The organism is Burkholderia sp. Ac-20345 (assembly GCF_017104825.1).
Classification (GTDB): Bacteria; Pseudomonadota; Gammaproteobacteria; order Burkholderiales; family Burkholderiaceae; genus Burkholderia; species Burkholderia lata_B.
This window is the reverse complement of record NZ_JAAGPO010000012.1, coordinates 1-18,877: the sequence shown is the minus strand read 5'-3', so window position 1 is coordinate 18,877 and position 18,877 is coordinate 1. Positions and strand designations below refer to the sequence as shown.

Genomic DNA, 18,877 nt, shown 5'->3' with positions numbered 1-18,877 from the left:
TGTATTTTGGAGTGCTTTCTACGGGCAACCGATCTCAATTCGATGATCGCGCGCCAAATTAGGAAAACGTTATCCACAACGTGGCGCCCAGCCACGGACCATCAGAGAGAGACACCATGAAGAACAGGATCATCCCGTGCGTCGTCGCCGTTCTGTCCGTTGCGTGCCTGTCCGCGTGCGGCGGCGACGATCCGGCCAGCCCGGCCGCCGCCGCCCGCCAGCAAGCCACCGCGATGGCCCTCAGCCCGTCGAACCCGCCCGGCTCCAACTTCAACCTTGCGCCGTTCACACTACAGTTGCCGACCGGCTCGTCCGGCAAGGTCGACACGGTGAGCGGCTCGTCGCTCGCGGGCGGCTACGTGAACCCGACGTATTTCTACACGGACGGCAGCGACGGATCGATGGTGATGATGGACCCGACGCAAGGCTGGACGACATCCGGCTCGCTGCATCCGCGCACGGAGCTGCGCGAGAACGCGATCTGGCCGACCTCCGGCACGAACCGGCTGAATGCGACGGTGGCCGTCACGCAGGTGCCCGATCACACGACGATCGGCCAGATCTTCCAGGGCACCGGCCCGAGCAAGCCGCTGTGCGAGTTGCAGTTCACGTCCGGCGGCGTCGTGCAGTTGCTGCTCGAAAGCACCAACCAGGGCGGCAAGTCGACGATCACGCCGATCACCACGGTCGGTGTCGGCAAGCAGTTCAGCTACGCGCTGAGCCTGAGCGGGACGACGATCACCGTCACGGCGAACGGCACGACCAAGACCTTCACGATGGATTCGAGCTTCGACGGCGAGAGCTTCTACTTCAAGGCCGGCGACTACGACCAGACGGCCGTATCCGGCACGCCGCTGACGACGCCCGGCACCGTCGTGAAGTTCTATGCGCTGACGCTCACGCATAGCTGATCGCGCCGCATGACGCATGAAGCCGGACGGGCGCACGTCATGCGCGACCGTCCGGCGTTTCGATGCAAGCGTCGCGCCTACGAGTGATGCCGCACGCCCGGCACGACAGCTTCCTTTGCACCCTTGCGGCTCAGCATCAACGTGACGACCGCCGACACCGCGAGCGTGCCCGCCACCACATAGAGCCCTGCTGCATACCCGCCCGTCACATGCTTCAGCCAGCCGATCGCGAACGGTCCGACGAACCCGCCGAGATTGCCGATCGAGTTGATCATCGCGATGCCGGCCGCCGCGCCGGCACCCGACAGGAACGCGCTCGGCATCGCCCACAGCGGCGCCTTCGCGGCGCTGATCCCGATGTTGACGACGACCAGCGCGAGCACGGTCAGCAGCGCGGTGCTCGCCTGCCCTGCGAACACGAAGCCGATGCATGCGAGCACGCACGGAATCACGACGTGCCACGTGCGCTCTCCGCTGCGATCCGAATGCCGCGCCCAAGCGATCATCGCGACGACGGCGGCGATGCTCGGGATCCCGGTGAGCAGGCCCGTCTGCAGCGCGGTGAAGCCGAACTGCTTGACCATCAGCGGCGCCCACAGGCCGAGCGTATAGAGCCCCGCCGACGTGCCGAAGTAGATCAGCGCAAGCGCCAGCACGCGCGGATCACGCAGCGCCTGCCACGCGCCGGCCGTATGCCCGGCATGCGTGTGGCGCGCATCGGCTTCGGCTTTCAGCTTCGCGACCAGCCAGTCGCGCTCGTCCGCGCGCAGCCACGCGGCCTTCGACGGCGAATCGGTCAGGCACCTGAGCACGACGAAGCCGAGCACGACCGCCGGCAGCGCCTCGATGACGTACAGCATCTGCCAGTCGGCGAGCCCGAACATCGGCGGCATCTGCATGATCGCGCCCGACAGCGGCGAACCGATCGCGGTCGAGATCGGCGCGGCCGCCATGAACCACGCGGCGGCCACCGCGCGCTGCTTCGCGGGAAACCACAGGCTCAGGTACAGGATGATGCCGGGGAAGAATCCGGCTTCGGCCATGCCGAGCAGGAAGCGCAGCACGTAGAAGCTCGTCGGCCCGGCCGCGAAGGCGGACACGGCCGACACGATCCCCCACGTGATCATCACGCGCGCGATCCAGATGCGTGCGCCGACGCGGTGGAGAATCAGGTTGGACGGCACCTCGAACAGGAAGTAGCCGATGAAGAACAGGCCGCCGCCGAACCCGAACGCGGTCGGCGACAGGCCGATCGCCTTGTTCATCGTCATCGCGGCAAAGCCGACGTTGACGCGATCGAGAAAGCTGACGAAGTAAAGCAGCATCACGAACGGAATGATGCGCCACATCAGCTTCCGCGCGACACGGGTTTCCAGATCCGCTTGCATGTGTCTCCTCCTTCGAGGTCGAGCCGTCGAGTCGTGCTCGGTGTATGAATGCTCGCCGGCACCGCCGCGAAGCGGGCGGGCCGGCGCCCGGCTCGCGTCGGATGCGCGAGTCTCGGGCAGGAAAATCCGTGTGACGATGAACGGGCAACAGCCGGTTACCGGTCGCGCAAGCGCGCCGCCGCCAGCCGCTACGTCGCGGCCTGCCTGAGCATCGCCACCGTTGCCGTCAGGCTGCGACCGCCGCGTTCGCGACGCGCTCGCAAACGGCCGCCGTCACCTGCGCGGTCGTCGCGCTGCCGCCGAGGTCGCGCGTATGGAGCGACGGGTCGGCCGTCACCGCCTCGATCGCCTGCATCACGCGCGCGGCGGCGGCCGTTTCGCCGAGGTGTTCGAGCAGCATCACGACCGACCAGAACGTGCCGACCGGATTCGCGAGCCCCTTGCCCATGATGTCGAACGCGGAGCCGTGGATCGGCTCGAACATCGACGGATAGCGGCGCTCGGGATCGATGTTGCCGGTCGGCGCGATGCCGAGGCTGCCGGCGAGCGCGGCCGCGAGATCGCTGAGGATGTCCGCGTGCAGGTTGGTCGCGACGATCGTGTCGAGCGACGCCGGCCGGTTGACCATGCGCGCGGTCGCCGCGTCGACGAGCTCCTTGTCCCACGTCACGTCGGGAAACTCCTGCGCGACCTGCTTCGCGATCTCGTCCCACATCACCATCGCGTGCCGCTGCGCGTTGCTCTTCGTGATCACGGTCAGCAGCTTGCGCGGGCGCGACTGCGCGAGCCGGAACGCAAAGCGCATGATGCGTTCGACCCCGGCACGCGTGAGGATCGACACGTCGGTCGCGGCCTCGATCGGATGGCCCTGGTGCACACGGCCGCCGACGCCCGCATATTCGCCTTCGGAGTTCTCGCGGACGATCACCCAGTTCAGGTCGTCGGGCCCGCAGCGCTTCAGCGGCGCGTCGATGCCGGGCAGGATGCGCGTCGGCCGCACGTTCGCGTACTGGTCGAAGCCCTGGCAGATCTTCAGGCGCAGGCCCCACAACGTCACGTGATCGGGCACGTCGGGGTCGCCCGCCGAGCCGAACAGGATCGCGTCCTTGCCGCGCAATGCGTCGAGGCCGTCGGCCGGCATCATCGCGCCGTGCTGGCGGTAGTAATCGGCGCCCCAGTCGAAATCCTCGAACTCGAATGCGAAACGGTCGCTGCCGCGGGCCAGCGCTTCCAGCACCTGCTTGGCCGCAGGCACCACTTCCTTGCCGATCCCGTCGCCGGGAATCGTTGCGATACGGTAGGTCTTCATGCGCACATCCTCGATTGATCGTCAGCGTGGATGCACTTTACCGAACCAGAAGTGCGGGAACCGGTGCTAGACTCAAAGCATCTTTAACTTAAATTCATGAATCCCGTCATGGCGGATACCGTCCAGCCTGCCGATCTCGGCTTCTTCTCGACGCTGGCCGCGTCCGGCAGCCTGAGCGCGGCCGCGCGCGAACTCGGGCTGACCGCGGCGGCCGTCAGCAAGCGCCTTACGCAGATGGAGCGGCGCGCGGGCGTGACGCTCGTGAACCGCACGACGCGGCGGATGATGCTGACGCCCGAAGGTGACGTGTATCTCGACTACGCGCGCCGGATCCTCGACCAGATGGACGAACTCGGCGAACTGCTCGGCAGCGCGAAGCAGCGCCCGAAGGGGCTGCTTCGCGTGAACGCGACGCTCGGTTTCGGGCGCAATCAAGTCGGCCCCGCGATCTCGCGCTTCGTCGCGCGCTACCCGGAAGTGTCGGTGCAACTGCAGTTGTCGGTGATGCCGCCACCGCTCACCGACGATGCGTTCGACGTGTGCATCCGCTTCGGCGAGCCGCCCGATACGCGCGTCGTCGCGCGGCGGCTCGCGCCGAATCGCCGGCTGCTGTGCGCGGCGCCCGCGTATCTCGCGCGGCACGGCACGCCCGGCACACCGCACGACCTGACGCGGCACAACTGCATCGGCATCCGGCAGGGGGACGAGGGTTACGGCGTCTGGCGCCTGACGAGCGGACGCGGCGCGGGACGCCACACGGAAGCCGTGCGGATCAACGGCAACCTGACGACGAACGACGGCGAGATCGCCGTGAAGTGGGCGCTCGACGGGCACGGGATCCTGATGCGCGCGGAATGGGATCTGCGCGACTATCTCGCCGACGGCCGCCTCGTGGTCGTGCTGCCCGACCACGAAACGCCGAGCGCCGACATCTATGCGGTGTACGCGCAGCGTCACCAGATGTCCACGCGAATTCGGGCGTTCGTCGATTTTCTGGCAGGTGAGCTGGGAGGGTAAGCGGGACGCTGGAAACGACGCACGCCGATCCGGGAGCGACAGACGTGAGGCTCGGTCAAAAGAGCCAATATTTCAGCTATTTCGCCGAAAAAATCGCCAGAATATTGGCACTTTCATATGAACCGGCCGCCGCCGAAACCGCGCGCGGTTTCAGCCGACCGCTCCCCCGAGACAACCCGATGAGCGCATCGACAGCTTCCGCAACATCGTCGGTAAATGGAGAACACTGGCGACGAGACTCGGGCTTCCCGCCCGCGAGCAGGAACGCATCGGCGCCGCATTCCACCTTGCGAACGATTGAACGCGCCTGATTCGATGCCCGCCGATCAAGCGACGGCCATCTGGGCATCCACCTGATCGACCCTGTCCACGGCATCCGTCATCGGCCGCCACACCCGTGCGGTGACCATGCCCACGTGGTCGCTCACCGCGGCCTCGAACCGCTCGGCGATCCAGTCGACGAACGCGCGCACGCCGGGCGACACATGCGGGCGCTTCACATAGACGGCCGACACCGCGATCGCATCGGGCCGCCAGCGCGGCAGCACTTCCCGCAACCGTCCCGCGTCGATCAGCGGCTGAGCGGCGACGCGCGGCGGCTGGATCAGCCCGAGGCCATGCACGCCGCACGCCAGATACGCCGGCTCGTCGTCCACGCTGACGATCCCGCCGAGCCGCACCTTGCGCACCGCGCCATCGACGAGGAAATCGAGTTCGGCCGTGCGCTGGCCCGGAACGGACGACACGCTGACCGCGCGATGCGCGGCCAGATCGTCGAGCGTGCGCAGGGCGCCGTGGCGGTCGAGATACGCGGGGCTCGCGCAGGTCACGCGCTCGAGCGTGCCGAGCCGGCGCGCGACGAGCGACGAATCGGGCAGCTCGCCGAGCCGGATGCTGCAATCGATCGCATCGCCGACCCGATCGGCCGCACGCCCTGACACGCCCAACGTCAGCACCAGATCGGGATGCCGTGCATGAAATTCGCCGAGCGCCGGCAGCACGATCGAGTCCGCCACCGCCGCCGGCAGCTCGACACGCAGCGGCCCGCTCGGATGCAGCGCGGCGCCGCGGATGCTCGCTTCGAGGTCGTCGACGTCCGCCGTGATACGCACGCAACGCCGGTAATACGCATCACCTTCGGGCGTCGCCCGCAGCGCGCGCGTCGTACGCACCAGCAACGGCATGCCGAGCGCCGTTTCGAGTTCCTGCACGGTCCGCGTCGCGGTGGCCCGCGAAATGCCGAGCGCCTCCGCCGCACGCGTAAAGCTGTTCATTTCGACGATGCGCGTGAAGATGCGCATCGCGCGGATCGGATTGTCCACCGGACACCCCTGCCTGTTTGCCGCATGCCGCGGCGCGCGAACGCGCGCCGTGCATGCATATCGAGGAACGCCGCGCCGCCGGCGCGGCAGACGGTTCAGCCGTTCGCCGCCACGGCGTCGCGCACCGGTTCGTCGAGCAGCCGCTGCGCGAGCGCGAGCGCGTCGTCGCGGGTTGCGGCCGCGTTCAGCGGATAACCCCATACCTTCTCGAACGCCCCCGAGAATGCATTGAGCGCCACGCGCCGCGACGCGTCGGGCTCGATCGCGATCATCGCGGGGATCCATTCGCGCGACTGCGCGCGGTTGGCCTTGCTCCACTTCGCGAGTTGCTTGCGCAGTTCGTGATCGTCCGCGCCGCGATCGTCGCCGGACGGCGCGTCGTCGGTCAGAAGAACGAACCGTTCGTGACGCGCCAGCAACGTGTCGAGTTCGGCGATCAGGCGGGCGGGGTCGGTGTGCGTCGAGCCGGTGTAACGCAACCAGACAAACGGGAATTCAGTCGTGGTGATGTGCATGTCGACCTCCAAATGAGAACAATTCTCATTTTATGGATCGAGACCCACCGCGTCATTTGTCGTCCCGGCCAACCGCTTGCTCAATCCGGCCAATCGCGCACGCGCGGCGGCACGGCCTTCATCGCTCAGCGTTGTCGATCGGTCAGGAATTGCGTCGGCGACTTGCCCGTCGCCTTGCGGAACATCGTCACGAAGCTGCTCGCGCTCTCGTAGCCGAGATCGATCGCGATCTGGTGCACGCGGCGGCCGGTCGTCAGCATCCGCAGCGACAGCGCGACGTGCAGCCGCCGGCGCCAGTCGCCGAGGCTCATCCCGAGCTCCTTCGCCGCGAGCCGGGTCAGGCTGCGCTCGCTGATGCCCGCGCGCCGCGCGAGTTCGGCCAGCGGCGACTTGTCGGCCGGATCGTCGAGCAGATGGTCGATCAGCTTGCGCAGCCGGCGATCGGCCGGCATCGGCAGGTACAGATCCTCGACCGGCGCCGCGACCAGCTCGTCGAGCAGCGTCGCGATCAATCGCCCCTGCGGCCCGTCGACGTCGTACAGGTTCGGGAAGCTCGCCGCCTTCAGCAACAGCTCGCGCAGCAGCGGCGACACCGACAGCGTGCAGCAGCGCGCAGGCAGGTCGAGCGCCGCGTCGGGTTCGACCAGCACCGCGTAGAACGTCGCACCGGCCGAGCCGCGCGCCGCATGCGGGACGTCGCCCGGAATCCACACCATGCATTGCGGCGGCGCACTCCACACGCCGCCGTCGATCTCGCAATAGATGACGCCGCTCAGCGTATAGAGCAACTGCGCCTGCGGATGACTGTGCCGCTCGAGCCGCCATTCGGGCTCGACGACCGAGCCGCCGAACACGACGAGCGGACGCGGCACGTGGAAGACTTCGTCATCCGCTGCGGGATCGGTGGTCGGTGGAAGCTTGCGCATGAAACGGTGGACGATGGAGGAAGCCGGACGCGCTGACCGCGCGCCCTTTCGTGCTTATACCAGAAAGGGGCCGGCGCGGCCCTGCCACCGGGACGCTGCCCGGGCTGCGTCTGCAGCCGCACGCCGAAGCGAATACAATGCCCCGATCCCCCGCCGCTGCGCCCACCTGCCGGAGCCGCCATGTTCGACCTGACCACGCTGACCACCTTCACGGCCGTCGTCCTGGGCCTGTTCCTGATCCCCGGCCCCGCCGTGTTGCTCGTGCTGAGCCGCACCGTGCAGGGCGGCCGCAAGACCGGCATCCTGACCGGCCTCGGCGTCGCGAGCGGCGACTTCGTGCATACGCTGTTCGCGGCCGTCGGCCTGTCGGCGCTGCTGATGACGTCGGCACTCGCGTTCAACGTCGTGAAGGTGGTCGGCGCCGCGTACCTGATCTACCTCGGCGTGCGCGCGCTGATCGAGAAGCCGTCCGATCCGTCGCTGCCGAGCGTGTCGCCCGTCACGCCGCTCAAGGCGTACCTGCAGGCGATTCCCGCCGAAGTGCTGAATCCGAAGACCGCGCTGTTCTTCCTCGCGTTCATGCCGCAGTTCGTGCATCCGGAACGCGGCTCGACGTTCGTGCAGTTCGCGGTGCTCGGGCTGATCTTCGTCGTGCTCAGCTCGCTCTACACGACGCTGATCGCGTGCTCGATCCGCCCGCTCGGCCGCCTCGTGAAGCGGCTCACGTGGCTCACGCGCTGGCAGGGGAAGATCATCGGCTCGATCTTCATCGCGCTCGGGCTACGCGTGGCCGTGCAGCAGCGCTGACCCACACGGCCGCATGACGTCCGCCGCGGCGCCCGCCGGCGAAGCCCTCTACACCGACCCGCGCCTCGTCGCGGCGTACGACCTGTTCAACGCGGGCGATCAGGATTTTGCGTTCTACGCCGCCGTGATCGGCGCCGGGCGGCAACGCATCCTCGATCTCGGCTGCGGCACCGGTACGTTCGCGCGCCGGCTCGCGGCGGCCGGGCACGACGTCGTCGCGATCGATCCCGCGCCGGCGATGATCGAATACGCGCGGCGCCAGCCAAACGCCGAAGCCGTGCACTGGCTCGCGTGCGGGCTCGACAACCTGCCGCCCGGCGTACCCCCGTTCGATGCGGTCGTGATGACCGGGCATGCGTTCCAGTGCCTGCTGACCGATCCCGATATCGACGCGACGCTGCGCGGTGTGCGGCGCGTGCTCGCCGATAGCGGCCGCTTCCTGTTCGAGACCCGCAACCCGCACATCGCGCCGTGGCGTGCATGGACGCCGGAGCATTCGGCACGCAGCGTCGAGTCGCGCGAATCGGGCATCGTCGATCTTCATCATGCGGTGCGCTCGGTGGACGGCGCGATCGTGACGTTCGACACGCACTACCGCTTCCGCCGCGACGATACGGCGCTGACGAACACGAGCCGGCTGCGCTTCATCGCGCAACCCGATCTGCAGGCGCGCGTGATCGCAGCCGGATTCTCGTCGGCGGACTGGTACGGCGACTGGCAACACGCGCCGTTCAACGCTGCGACCAGCGCGGAGATCATCGCGATCTGCCGCGCGTGAGCGCGCCTGCGTTCTTCTACGGCGTCAGCCCGCCACGGGCAGCGTGTCCACCGCGTACGCATGCCGCAGCGTGCGGCCCAGCACCGGATCCTCCAGCTCGACTTCGAACCGCTCGGCCGGCCGGATGCCGCCGATCGCGGCAAGCGTGCCGCACAGCATCGCGGTGCCGTCGACGAAGCGGCCGTCGTGGCGCGCGAACTGCGCGAGCAGGTCGTCCGGTGCGTGCATCGCCGTCACCTTGCCTTCCTGATACAGCACGCGCTCGCCGTCGATCGTCGCGTATGCACGCAGCACGAGCTGATCCCAGTGCCCGGCCACGTCGTCGAACTTCCACAGCGTGTTCGCGCACGGCTTGCCGCACATCTGCTTCGACACGGTGATCCCGTAGGTCTCGACTTCACGATCAGTGTGGTCGGACGCGATGCCGACGAACGTTTCGCCGCCGTCGCGCACCAGCACGAATTCCGCTTCGCCGCTGCTCTGCCCGCCCGACACCTGGATCGCGGGCGACGAATCGAGACGATCGGCCGCGACGCGGTAGAACACGGGCGTCGTCGCCGGGCGCTTGACGCCCAGTTCCTCCAACTCGCGGATGTGTTTCTCCATGGCGACCGTGTCGCGGCCGGTCCAGCCCGCGATCACGAGCGTGTCGATCGCGATCGCGCGCTCGGTGCGGCCGTCGCGACCGTCGATCGCGAACGTGATGGTTTTCATCGAATGCTCCTCGTGGCGGGCAGTGCACGCGCTGCGTGCCGCCGCCCGCCGTGTGTCGTTGATCGGCCGTGCTTACGCCGGGTCGTAGTAGTGGATCTCCAGCAGCACGCAGCCGCCGTTCGACTTGAACGGGCCATGCCATGCGCCGGGCGGACGCACCGCGTACGTGTAGCCCGTGAACGGCGTGCCGCCGTTGCCGTGCTCGTCGTTGCCGACGGTCAGGTCGCCCTCGACGAGAAACACCTCCTCCCAGTAGTCGTGCACGAACGGCTTCTTCGTGTGCAGCCCGGCCGGCAGGCGCAGCAGGCGCGTGCGGCTGCCCCGCTTGCGCTCGGTGTCGAGCGCGCCGGACAGGATCAGTTCCTGCGCGCCGGACGCCGGGTCATAGCCCTCCGGCAGCCGCCAGTCGCGCTGCATGTCCAGCGTGTGGAATTCGTCGTGAAGCTTGTTGATGGCCATCTGTCTCTCCTGTAAGCGATAGCGGTTGAGTCAGGCGCGGCGCGTCAGGCGGCGCGCGGTGTCGACAGTTCCTGGTTCAGCGAATAGCTGCCGAGCATCGAATCGACGAGATGCGACGCGCGCTGCCAGTCGTACGTGCGATACGCATGCCCCTTCGTGACGAACGACGCGCCGGCATAGAACAGCTCGTACTGGTTGTGGCGCGATGCGAATTCGGAGCCGACCGCATCCCAAGCGAGCTTGAAGAACTTCACGCGCTCCTCGGACGAACACACGGGCGACTTCTGCGTCTTCTCGATGATGCGCAGCAGGTCGGGGTTCTCGAAGTCGCGCACGCTCGACGGCAGCATGATCATTCCGCCGCCGGCGAGCTCGCGCAGCGTGTTGAGCACCTTCGAGTAGAGTTGCTGCGTGACGACCTGCGAGCCGTACAGCATGTTGCGATCGGGCACGTAGAAGCCGTTGACGACGGTGCCCTTCGCTTCCATCCCGTAGACCCACGCCTCGACCATCGACGCTTCGGCCGCGAGCTGGCCCAGCGTTTCGCGCACCTGCGGGAACGTGTTCGTGCCGTTGACCTCGGAGATCTTCAGCCCGAGCCCGACGAGGAAGCGCAGCTTCGTCATCAGGCGCACCTGGCACTGGTAGTTCTGGTACACGTGCGCGGGCGTCGCGTGGAACTGCTTCGCGCACATCGCCGTGTTGCCGGCGACGAAGATCCGCTCCCACGGCACCTTCACGTCGTCGAAATACAGCACCGCGTCGTTCTCGTCGAAGCGGCTCGACAGCGGGTTGTCGAACACCGACGTCGCGTTCTCCTCGTACGACTTGCGCGACAGGATCTTCATGCCCTTCGCGTTCATCGGCACCGCGAACGACAGCGCGTACATCTCGTCGCCTTCGCGCAGCGGCTGGATACAGCTGCAGAACACCTCGTTCGCCATGATCCCGCTCGTCGCGAGCATCTTCGCGCCGCGCACCGTGATGCCTTCGGCATCCTGATCGACGATGCCGACCGCGAGGTACTTGTCCTCCTGCTCGTGCGCGGCCTTCGACTGGTTCGCCTGCGGATTCACGATCACGTAGGTCAGGAACAGGTCGTTGTCGCGCGCATAGCGGTAGTAGTCGCGCAGTGCGCCCGCGCGCGCCGGATCGTATTGCTCGAACACGTCGGCGCCCATGACCATACCGGACAGGCACGATGCGACATGATCGGGCGAACGACCCATGAAGCCGTAATGCAGCTCCGACCACGCCTCCATCGCGGCGCGGCGCTCGACGAGTTCGTCATAGGACGTCGGCAGTTGCCAGATCCGGCTGACGCGGTTGCCCGAGTCGGGCGATACGAACGTCATCTTCTCGACGTTCTCGTCGCGTGCCTGGTAGTCGTACAGGCTCGCGTAGCTGCGGATCGAATTGCGGAATGCCGCATGCGCGGTCACGTCGCCGACCGGCTGGCCGTTCAGGTAGACCTGCCGTCCGTCGCGCAGCGACGCGATGTGCTGAGTCCCGTTCTTGATCATGATGTCCTCCAGGGTGGAATGAAGCGTGGTTTGCATTCAGGCGGACGGCGCGTGCATGCCGTCGAGCGTGCGGTAGCGGCCGCCGAAGAAGATCAGCGGGCGCCCTTCCGAGCGCGCGCAATGCCGCGTCACGCGGCCGACGAAGATCACGTGATCGCCGCCGTCGTACTGCGCATAGGGTTCGCATTCGAATGTCGCAAGCGCGTCGGGCAGCAGCACCGCGCCGTCGTCATCGACTGTGTCGGCACGCCAGCCCCACTTGTCGCCGTTCGCCTTCGCGAAGCAGTTCGACAGGTGCTGCTGCGTCTCGTCGAGCACGTTGACCGCATAGCCGCCCGCGCCGGCCAGGTCGCCGAGGCTCAGACTGCGACGGTCGACCGAGAACAGGATCAGCGGCGGGTCCAGCGACACCGAATTGAACGACGCGACCGTGATGCCGATCGGCATCCCCTCTTTGCGCGTGGCGGTAATCACCGCGACGCCCGTCGCGAACATCGACAGCGCGGTGCGAAAGCGCCGCTGCGCGTCGGCACCGGCGCCGGTTCCGGCATGGTTCTCGCTCATCTCGTCCTCCTTGGGTTGCATCGCCGGATTCCGCTGCGGAATCCGGGCCAACAAAGCACCGCGATTTAGCTTTGTTATTTAGCTTTTATTAAATGTAAACACAAAGGCAGGTTCAAGCTGTCGTAAACCCTGACCTTGAAAGCTTTGTTTGAAAGACAACCCTACTGCCGGGATGGATGTTGCGCGGCGTCCGTGAATGTCCACGTACACTGCGGCTACCCTATTCCCCGGTGCTTTCGGGCACTGCGGGAGACACCGCTTTCCGGAGCCGCTTCGATGCAATCCCGCCCGATCTACATGGACTACAGCGCGACGACGCCCGTCGATCCGCGCGTGGTCGACAAAATGGTGCCGTTCCTGCACGAGCAGTTCGGCAACCCGGCTTCACGCAGCCACAGCTACGGGTGGGATGCCGAGCAGGCCGTCGAGGAAGCGCGCGCACACGTCGCCGCGTTGCTCGGCGCCGATCCGCGCGAAATCGTGTGGACCTCCGGTGCGACCGAGGGCAACAACCTCGCGATCAAGGGTGCGGCGCACTTCTATCAGGGCAAGGGCAAGCATCTCGTCACGGTGAAGACCGAGCACAAGGCGGTGCTCGATACGTGCCGCGAACTCGAACGCCAAGGCTTCGACGTCACGTACCTCGACGTGCGGGAAGACGGCCTGCTCGATCTCGATACGGTGCAGCAGGCGCTGCGCGCCGATACGATCCTGGTGTCGGTGATGCTCGCGAACAATGAAACGGGCGTGATCCAGCCGGTCGCCGAGATCGGCGCGCTGTGCCGCTCACGCGGCATCGTGTTCCACTGCGACGCCGTGCAGGCAGCCGGCAAGATTCCGGTCGACGTGAATGCGTTGAACGTCGACCTGCTGACGGTGACTGCGCACAAGGTCTACGGCCCGAAGGGGATCGGCGCGTTATACGTGCGCCGCAAGCCGCGCGTGCGGATCGAAGCGCAGATGCACGGCGGCGGCCATGAGCGCGGGATGCGCTCGGGCACGCTGCCGACGCACCAGATCGTCGGGATGGGCGAGGCGTTCCGGCTTGCGAAGGAAGAGATGGCGGAGGAAAGCCGCCGCGTCGGCGCATTGCGCGACCGGCTGCTGGCCGGCCTGTCGACGCTCGACGAGGTTTACGTGAACGGCGATCTCGCCCGCCGGATTCCGCACAACCTGAACGTCAGCTTCAATTTCGTCGAAGGCGAATCGCTGATCATGGGAATCAAGGGGGTCGCGGTATCGTCAGGCTCCGCGTGCACGTCGGCATCGCTGGAGCCGTCGTACGTGCTGCGCGCGCTCGGCCGCAGCGACGAGCTCGCGCACAGCTCGATCCGCTTCACGCTCGGCCGCTTCACGACCGAAGCCGATGTGGACAGCGTGATCGCGCAGGTGCGCGACACGGTCGGCAAGCTGCGCGCGCTGAGCCCGCTGTGGGACATGCATCTCGAAGGGGTCGACCTGAATACGATCGAGTGGGCCGCGCACTGAGCGCAGCCGATGCGTCAGGCCGGCCGGCGATCGCGGGCGGGCCTGCGGCTCGCGTGCGTCAGCTTTTTTCCTGGCGCGCGATCAGGTGGGCAAGATCGAGCGTCGCGCGGTCGCCGTTGGTGACGAGGCGGTCGATCACCGAGCAGAGTGCCTTGAACTCGGTCTTCGTCACGCCTTCGAACAGCACGTTGTTGATGCGCTGCTGCGTATCGGTAAGCGCCTTCAGCAGCTTCGAGCCGGCCGGTGTGACCGTGAGCCGCATCTTGCGCTTGTCGTCCGGGTCCGAGCGCTTGTCGATCAGGCCGAGCTTCTTCAGCTTGCCGGTCTCGATCGTGACGAATGCGCCGCTCAGGTGCAGGTGATCGGCGAGGCGGTTGACGGTCACGACGTCGTCGTGCGATAGATGCGCGACCGATACGAGCAGCGAATACTGGATGCCGGTGAGGCCGATCAGCGAGCCGAAGCCGTCGCGCACCGACAGCAGGCGGGCCGCGAACGGCAGCAGCCCGTTGATCAGGTGGCGAAATTCCGTGTCCGTGCCGTCGATCAGGCAGGCCGGGTTGGTAATGGTCAGAACGGACTCCTCTTGCTGCTTGGCCATGACTTCGACGCTCCGTACGGTCATGCGAATTTAGCTTTGAAACGAAATTATACGGCAAAGGCACATGCGCCCCTGACCCGGCCCGGCCGGTGCATGCGCCCCGATTTCCCGATACAGGAGCCACGTCCATGCCCTTCCCGCTTCATCCCGCAACGGTTCGCGCGCTGCTCGAATGCTATCTGCGCGCGAAGGACCTGAACCGGCCCGCGCTGATCGCCGACTGCTTCGCGGCCGACGCCGAGTTGAGCTTTTCGCTCGCAAACGACGATATCGATTTCCCGCCGCGCGTGACGGGCGCGGCTGCGATTGCGCGTACGCTGGTCGAGGAATTCGGCGAGCGGTTCGAACGGTGCCGGACCTATTACGTCTGCACGGAACCCGAAGTCGACCCGCACGGCGTCAGCGGAATGTCGTGGCTCGTCGTGATGCGGCAGAAGGACAACGGCGCATTGCGGATCGGGCATGGCACGTACCGCTGGCAGTTCGCGGGCAACGACGAAAACGAAGACGTCGCGCGGATTGCCGCGCTGCATATTCATATCGCACGGATGGATACGATCGACGATCCGGAGTCGGCGAAACTCGATGCGCTGCACGCGGCATTCGGGTATCCGTGGCTGCCGGCGCACGCGTTCGCGCACGGGCTCGCGGATGTCGCGGCGGCGCAGCCGGAGTGGGCCTTCCTGGCGCCGTTCCGGCAGGCAGCGGCGGCGGCTGCATAACCGGTCACGTCGGCCGCGTGCCGGGCCTTCCGGCTCCACGCGGCGCTCGCGCCATCGGACTCGTCATGCCCCGTCGAGCACCAGCCGCACACCTTCCCAATCCAGCCCGAACCGCGCGAGATACTTGCGCAGCCGGTCCGCATCGTTCGGCTGCTTCTTGCTCTGCCGCGATACCGCGAACAGCGTGCGCCCGGCTTCCGACAAGGTAGCCGACACGCGGCACACATCGAGCACGCGTTCGAGCTGCGCGCGGTCGAACAGGTCGAGTTCCGCCGCCCGCGCGCCGAACACCGCGTCGACACAAGCATCGGACGCACCCGCGCCGCCCGGCGACGACCACGTGCGCGTCAGCCGTTCGACTTCCTGCTCGGCGAGCGCTTCGGTAATCCGCCCGGCATCGGCCAGCGTCGCCATCCGCGTGACCGACGCGGACAGCTCGCGGAAGTTGCCGGCCCACGCCGCGCGCGGCGATGCGGCGAACGCGAGATAGCGCCGCTTCGCCTCGACGTTGAAGCGCACCTGCTCGCCCTGCTCGCGGCCGAAACGGTCGAGTTCGAATTCGAGGTTCGGCTCGATGTCCTCGCGCCGCTCGGCCAGCCCCGGCAGTTCGTACGTCCACAGGTTGATCCGCGCGTAGAGATCCTCGCGGAACGCGCCGGCCGCCACCATCTGCCGCAGGTCGCGGTGCGTGCCCGCGATCAGCTCGAAATCGCTGGTCGCCTCGACGTCCGCGCCGACCGGCAGGAAACGCTTCTCCTCGATCGCCTTCAGCAGCATCGCCTGCTCGTCGAGCCCGAGTTCGCCGATCTCGTCGAGAAACAGCAGGCCGCCGTCCGCCGCGCGCAGCAGCCCGGCCCGCGCCGACTGCGCGCCCGTGAACGCGCCCTTCACATGACCGAACAGGGTCGACATCGCCGCGTCGCCGCGCAGCGTCGCGCAGTTGATCTCGATGAACGGCCCCGCGAGCCGATGGCGGCCGCGCTTCAGCTCGTACACGCGCTTCGCGAGAAACGACTTGCCGGCGCCCGTCGGCCCGACCAGCAGCATCGGCGCCCGCGAACGCACGGCCACGCGCTCCAGTTGCTCGATCAGCGCATTGAAGCGCGCGTTGCGCGTTGCAATGCCGGCCTTCAGGAACGACACGGTTTCGTCGCGCTCGCGCGTGAAGCGCTGCGCGATGCGGTTGTAGCGCGACAGGTCGAGATCGATCACCGACATCGTGCCGGGCCCGCTCAGCCCTTCATCGGTCTTCTGCGGCGGCGCCGTTTGCGCGAGACGCGCAGGCAGGTAGCGCGCCTCCGCCAGCAGGAACCAGCAGATCTGCGCGACGTGCGTGCCCGTCGTGATGTGGATCAGGTACTCCTCGCGGTCGAGATCGAACGGGTAGGCGCGCGCGAAATCGTGCAGCGTCGCGTAGACCTCCTCGAAATCCCACGGATCGCGAATCTCCATCGGGATGAGCCGCACGTCGGTGTGCGGCGACACGCGCTCCAGATCCTGCTTCACGCGGTTCGCGAGCCGCGCGTAGTTCGGCGAGTGCAACAGTTCGAGCCGGTCGATCGGCGTGTCGCGCTGCTCGCACAGCGAAATCGTCGGCCGCCAGTTGCGCCAGCGGCGCTGCGAGCCGCCGCCCTGGTCGAGCACGGTGCCGAGAAAACCGATCGCAACAGTCTTTCGCATGTTTATCTCATGGGATAAGAAGCGATCTGATTGTATCGAATTTTCCGGATCGAGCTACCACGGGATTTGCAAGCCCCACCCGCCACTTGAAATAATTTCCCCTTTTACTTCAACGGCTTGAGATTTTTCTCGAGCATCAAGCCGCCCGCTGGCACGCTCCTCGCTAAATAGAAAGCGCCGGATGTCCCGCTGGCCCACGAGCCAGGGTTCACAAAGCCCTGCTGGTGCGCCGCCGCCGAACCTGGTTCGTCGCGGCAGTGCATGCCGCCATGGGCAGACGAAGGCAAACGGGCGCGCAAGGCGCTTCGCCCGGGTTCGAGTCCCGGGGCGCCCTCCGTTCGGAAGCTCATAGGTAGAGCAGCCGGCGCAAGCCGGTGTGTAGCGGGTTCGAATCCCGCTCGAACGCTGTCCGCAAGGACAGCTTTGTAATGAAAGCAGTACCCGCCGGTGCGGGCCGCAAGGCCCGCCGCGCGTCGGACCGGTTGCGGTTCCGCGCGATCGGCCGGACGGCCGCACGGCCCGCGCGAAGGCGCACGACGACGCGATGCAGGATGCGTCGCCGTGCCCTTCGGCGCCGGGCCAGCGCGCCGCCCGCCCGGTTGCGTCGCCCCGCGATCCGCACGATGCGTGTCACCCGGCGGTCATTGAAGAAAAGGACAAGAATATGTGGATGCGACATGTAGTGAAAAAGAACGAACGCGCGCTGCTGATGAATGAGGGCGATTTCGTGAAGGTGCTCGAACCGGGTGTGTTCAAGGCCTTCGATCCGTTCAAGCGTTTGTCGGTGCAGACCGCGCGTCTCGACGCGCCGCTCGCCGACGCGGCACTGGCCGACTACCTGCGTCACGACGCACCGGACGTGCTCGCGCAGTACTTCGTCGCGATGGATCTCGCCGACGATGAAGCGGGCCTGCGCTACGAAGACGACGTGCTCGTCGAGATTCTGGCGCCCGGCACGCGCCGGCTGTACTGGCGCGGCCTGACCACGCACCGTCTCGAACGCGTCGATCTCGCGCAGGACAGCATGCTGCCGGCCGCGCTCGTGAAGCGCATCGCGCAACCGGCGCTGCGTGCGCGCGGCGTGGCGGGCCTGACGGGCGTGCTGCTGGCGCAGGTGCCGGCGTACCACGTCGGCGTGCTGAAGATCGACGGCAAGATCGAGCGGCTGCTGGACGCGGGCGTAGCAGCGTTCTGGCGCTTCAACCGCGACGTCGCGGTCGAACTCGTCGACCTGCGTTTGCAGGCGCTCGAAGTCGGCGGACAGGAAATCCTGACGCGCGACAAGGTCGCGCTACGGCTGAACCTGTCGGCGACGTGGTGCTATGCGGACGTGCTGCATGCGTTCGGCCAGTTGCAGAAGCCGGTCGAACACCTGTATCGCAAGCTGCAGTTCGCGCTGCGATCGGCGGTCGGCACGCGCTCGCTCGACGAACTGCTGGAAGACAAGCAGTCGATCGACGACGTCGTGATCACGCAGGTACGTGCCCGCCTCGACCAATCGGGCGTGGAGGTGCGCAGCGTCGGCGTGAAGGATATCGTGCTGCCGGGCGACATGAAGACGATCCTCGCGCGGGTGGTCGAAGCGGAGAAGTCCGCACAGGCGAACGTGATTCGCCGCCGCGAGGAAACGGCAGCCACGCGTTCGCTGCTGAACACCGCGAAGGTGATGGAAGAAAACCCGACCGCGCTGCGGCTCAAGGAGCTGGAAACGCTCGAGCGCGTCGCGGAACGGATCGACCGCATCTCGGTGTTCGGCGGTCTCGACCAGGTGCTGAACGGACTCGTCAGCATCAAGGGCGCGCAATGAATGAACGGGCACGGCGCGCGGGCGCCGTGCCTCACGAACAAGGTAGCAAGGTGATGAACATGAATGAAATGGATTACCAGGTGATGGAACTGGCCAACGGCAAGCCGGTGAAGATGTGGACGCAAGGCGTGGCCGTTGAAGACGAAGCACGCGCGCAACTGCGCAACACCGCGCAGATGCCGTTCATCTTCAGCCACGTCGCGGTGATGCCGGACGTCCACCTCGGCAAGGGCTCGACGATCGGCAGCGTGATCCCGACGAAGGGCGCGATCATTCCGGCCGCGGTCGGCGTCGACATCGGCTGCGGGATGATGGCCGCGCGCACGACGCTGACGGCGTCCGACCG

The 18,877-nt window shown here is 66.9% G+C and carries 19 protein-coding genes and 1 tRNA gene; 9 read left to right on the top strand and 11 right to left on the bottom strand.

The window, feature by feature from the left end:
• Positions 1 to 116: 116 nt before the first annotated feature.
• Positions 117 to 911 (top strand): polysaccharide lyase family 7 protein, encoded by a 795-nt coding sequence (locus tag G3O06_RS08080; RefSeq protein WP_174916061.1) that lies wholly within the window; start codon positions 117 to 119, stop codon positions 909 to 911.
• Between the two features lie 77 nt (positions 912 to 988).
• Here the strand turns inward: G3O06_RS08080 and G3O06_RS08075 are convergent, their stop codons facing one another.
• Together G3O06_RS08075 and G3O06_RS08070 are read right to left on the bottom strand one after the other, a co-directional pair.
• The gene (locus G3O06_RS08075; RefSeq protein ID WP_175000256.1) at positions 989 to 2,299 is read right to left on the bottom strand and encodes an MFS transporter; all 1,311 of its coding nucleotides are present in this window, start codon (positions 2,297 to 2,299) and stop codon (positions 989 to 991) included.
• A 226-nt stretch (positions 2,300 to 2,525) separates the two neighbouring features.
• On the bottom strand, positions 2,526 to 3,608 hold the full coding sequence (locus G3O06_RS08070) for a tartrate dehydrogenase (RefSeq protein ID WP_089447237.1): 1,083 nt from the start codon (positions 3,606 to 3,608) through the stop codon (positions 2,526 to 2,528).
• A gap of 108 nt (positions 3,609 to 3,716) precedes the next feature.
• Between G3O06_RS08070 and G3O06_RS08065 the strand changes: the two genes are divergently transcribed.
• Positions 3,717 to 4,625, top strand: a complete 909-nt coding sequence (locus G3O06_RS08065) for a LysR substrate-binding domain-containing protein (RefSeq protein WP_205815680.1) — start codon at positions 3,717 to 3,719, stop codon at positions 4,623 to 4,625.
• 326 nt (positions 4,626 to 4,951) lie between these two features.
• Here the strand turns inward: G3O06_RS08065 and G3O06_RS08060 are convergent, their stop codons facing one another.
• From G3O06_RS08060 to G3O06_RS08050, 3 genes are all read right to left on the bottom strand, one after another.
• Positions 4,952 to 5,947 carry a LysR family transcriptional regulator gene (locus G3O06_RS08060; RefSeq protein WP_346779497.1) on the bottom strand — a complete coding sequence of 332 codons (996 nt, stop codon included), beginning with the start codon at positions 5,945 to 5,947 and terminating at the stop codon, positions 4,952 to 4,954.
• A gap of 95 nt (positions 5,948 to 6,042) precedes the next feature.
• Positions 6,043 to 6,462, bottom strand: coding sequence for an ATP--cob(I)alamin adenosyltransferase (locus tag G3O06_RS08055; protein WP_174968240.1), 420 nt, complete (start codon positions 6,460 to 6,462; stop codon positions 6,043 to 6,045).
• 125 nt (positions 6,463 to 6,587) lie between these two features.
• Complete coding sequence (locus G3O06_RS08050; protein ID WP_174968239.1) at positions 6,588 to 7,388, bottom strand: helix-turn-helix transcriptional regulator; 801 nt, start codon at positions 7,386 to 7,388, stop codon at positions 6,588 to 6,590.
• A gap of 180 nt (positions 7,389 to 7,568) precedes the next feature.
• On the opposite strand from G3O06_RS08050, the gene G3O06_RS08045 reads away from it, so the two are divergent.
• The gene (locus G3O06_RS08045) at positions 7,569 to 8,195 is read left to right on the top strand and encodes a LysE family translocator (protein ID WP_011355998.1); all 627 of its coding nucleotides are present in this window, start codon (positions 7,569 to 7,571) and stop codon (positions 8,193 to 8,195) included.
• A gap of 13 nt (positions 8,196 to 8,208) precedes the next feature.
• The gene (locus tag G3O06_RS08040; RefSeq protein ID WP_205815679.1) at positions 8,209 to 8,973 is read left to right on the top strand and encodes a methyltransferase domain-containing protein; all 765 of its coding nucleotides are present in this window, start codon (positions 8,209 to 8,211) and stop codon (positions 8,971 to 8,973) included.
• Between the two features lie 24 nt (positions 8,974 to 8,997).
• On the opposite strand, the gene G3O06_RS08035 is transcribed toward G3O06_RS08040, so the two are convergent.
• The 4 genes from G3O06_RS08035 to G3O06_RS08020 all read right to left on the bottom strand — a co-directional run bounded on the left by G3O06_RS08035 (position 8,998) and on the right by G3O06_RS08020 (position 12,254).
• Positions 8,998 to 9,687, bottom strand: a complete 690-nt coding sequence (locus tag G3O06_RS08035) for a DUF2848 domain-containing protein (protein WP_205815678.1) — start codon at positions 9,685 to 9,687, stop codon at positions 8,998 to 9,000.
• 72 nt (positions 9,688 to 9,759) lie between these two features.
• Entirely contained in the window at positions 9,760 to 10,146 is a 387-nt protein-coding gene (locus G3O06_RS08030) for a cupin (protein WP_205815677.1), read from the bottom strand.
• A gap of 44 nt (positions 10,147 to 10,190) precedes the next feature.
• Positions 10,191 to 11,669 carry a 4-hydroxyphenylacetate 3-hydroxylase N-terminal domain-containing protein gene (locus G3O06_RS08025; protein WP_174979097.1) on the bottom strand — a complete coding sequence of 493 codons (1,479 nt, stop codon included), beginning with the start codon at positions 11,667 to 11,669 and terminating at the stop codon, positions 10,191 to 10,193.
• A gap of 36 nt (positions 11,670 to 11,705) precedes the next feature.
• Entirely contained in the window at positions 11,706 to 12,254 is a 549-nt protein-coding gene (locus G3O06_RS08020) for a flavin reductase family protein (RefSeq protein WP_205815676.1), read from the bottom strand.
• Positions 12,255 to 12,509: 255 nt separating this feature from the next.
• On the opposite strand from G3O06_RS08020, the gene G3O06_RS08015 reads away from it, so the two are divergent.
• Positions 12,510 to 13,721: an IscS subfamily cysteine desulfurase gene (locus G3O06_RS08015; RefSeq protein ID WP_205815675.1), complete on the top strand. Its 1,212-nt coding sequence runs from the start codon at positions 12,510 to 12,512 to the stop codon at positions 13,719 to 13,721.
• A 58-nt stretch (positions 13,722 to 13,779) separates the two neighbouring features.
• Here G3O06_RS08015 and G3O06_RS08010 read toward each other — a convergent pair whose 3' ends face one another.
• Positions 13,780 to 14,322: a MarR family winged helix-turn-helix transcriptional regulator gene (locus G3O06_RS08010; protein WP_174968232.1), complete on the bottom strand. Its 543-nt coding sequence runs from the start codon at positions 14,320 to 14,322 to the stop codon at positions 13,780 to 13,782.
• Positions 14,323 to 14,450: 128 nt separating this feature from the next.
• On the opposite strand from G3O06_RS08010, the gene G3O06_RS08005 reads away from it, so the two are divergent.
• Entirely contained in the window at positions 14,451 to 15,044 is a 594-nt protein-coding gene (locus G3O06_RS08005) for a nuclear transport factor 2 family protein (RefSeq protein WP_205815674.1), read from the top strand.
• A 63-nt stretch (positions 15,045 to 15,107) separates the two neighbouring features.
• Here the strand turns inward: G3O06_RS08005 and rtcR are convergent, their stop codons facing one another.
• Entirely contained in the window at positions 15,108 to 16,724 is a 1,617-nt protein-coding gene (gene rtcR, locus G3O06_RS08000) for an RNA repair transcriptional activator RtcR (protein WP_205815673.1), read from the bottom strand.
• 335 nt (positions 16,725 to 17,059) lie between these two features.
• Here rtcR and G3O06_RS07995 point away from each other — a divergent pair.
• The 3 genes from G3O06_RS07995 to G3O06_RS07985 form a co-directional block, all read left to right on the top strand.
• A tRNA-Cys gene (locus G3O06_RS07995) sits at positions 17,060 to 17,130 on the top strand.
• A 258-nt stretch (positions 17,131 to 17,388) separates the two neighbouring features.
• Complete coding sequence (locus G3O06_RS07990) at positions 17,389 to 18,531, top strand: slipin family protein (protein ID WP_205815672.1); 1,143 nt, start codon at positions 17,389 to 17,391, stop codon at positions 18,529 to 18,531.
• A 59-nt stretch (positions 18,532 to 18,590) separates the two neighbouring features.
• On the top strand, positions 18,591 to 18,877 hold a 287-nt coding region (locus G3O06_RS07985; protein WP_277403699.1), incomplete at its 3' end, for an RtcB family protein.

Bases quoted from the DNA above. Each gene is read 5' to 3' on its own strand.
- G3O06_RS08080 (WP_174916061.1), top strand. From the start codon at position 117: ATGAAGAACAGGATCATCCCGTGCGTCGTCGCCGTTCTGTCCGTTGCG.
- G3O06_RS08075 (WP_175000256.1), bottom strand. From the start codon at position 2,299: ATGCAAGCGGATCTGGAAACCCGTGTCGCGCGGAAGCTGATGTGGCGC.
- G3O06_RS08070 (WP_089447237.1), bottom strand. From the start codon at position 3,608: ATGAAGACCTACCGTATCGCAACGATTCCCGGCGACGGGATCGGCAAG.
- G3O06_RS08065 (WP_205815680.1), top strand. From the start codon at position 3,717: ATGGCGGATACCGTCCAGCCTGCCGATCTCGGCTTCTTCTCGACGCTG.
- G3O06_RS08055 (WP_174968240.1), bottom strand. From the start codon at position 6,462: ATGCACATCACCACGACTGAATTCCCGTTTGTCTGGTTGCGTTACACC.
- G3O06_RS08050 (WP_174968239.1), bottom strand. From the start codon at position 7,388: ATGCGCAAGCTTCCACCGACCACCGATCCCGCAGCGGATGACGAAGTC.
- G3O06_RS08045 (WP_011355998.1), top strand. From the start codon at position 7,569: ATGTTCGACCTGACCACGCTGACCACCTTCACGGCCGTCGTCCTGGGC.
- G3O06_RS08040 (WP_205815679.1), top strand. From the start codon at position 8,209: ATGACGTCCGCCGCGGCGCCCGCCGGCGAAGCCCTCTACACCGACCCG.
- G3O06_RS08035 (WP_205815678.1), bottom strand. From the start codon at position 9,687: ATGAAAACCATCACGTTCGCGATCGACGGTCGCGACGGCCGCACCGAG.
- G3O06_RS08030 (WP_205815677.1), bottom strand. From the start codon at position 10,146: ATGGCCATCAACAAGCTTCACGACGAATTCCACACGCTGGACATGCAG.
- G3O06_RS08025 (WP_174979097.1), bottom strand. From the start codon at position 11,669: ATGATCAAGAACGGGACTCAGCACATCGCGTCGCTGCGCGACGGACGG.
- G3O06_RS08020 (WP_205815676.1), bottom strand. From the start codon at position 12,254: ATGCAACCCAAGGAGGACGAGATGAGCGAGAACCATGCCGGAACCGGC.
- G3O06_RS08015 (WP_205815675.1), top strand. From the start codon at position 12,510: ATGCAATCCCGCCCGATCTACATGGACTACAGCGCGACGACGCCCGTC.
- G3O06_RS08010 (WP_174968232.1), bottom strand. From the start codon at position 14,322: ATGGCCAAGCAGCAAGAGGAGTCCGTTCTGACCATTACCAACCCGGCC.
- G3O06_RS08005 (WP_205815674.1), top strand. From the start codon at position 14,451: ATGCCCTTCCCGCTTCATCCCGCAACGGTTCGCGCGCTGCTCGAATGC.
- rtcR (WP_205815673.1), bottom strand. From the start codon at position 16,724: ATGCGAAAGACTGTTGCGATCGGTTTTCTCGGCACCGTGCTCGACCAG.
- G3O06_RS07990 (WP_205815672.1), top strand. From the start codon at position 17,389: ATGTGGATGCGACATGTAGTGAAAAAGAACGAACGCGCGCTGCTGATG.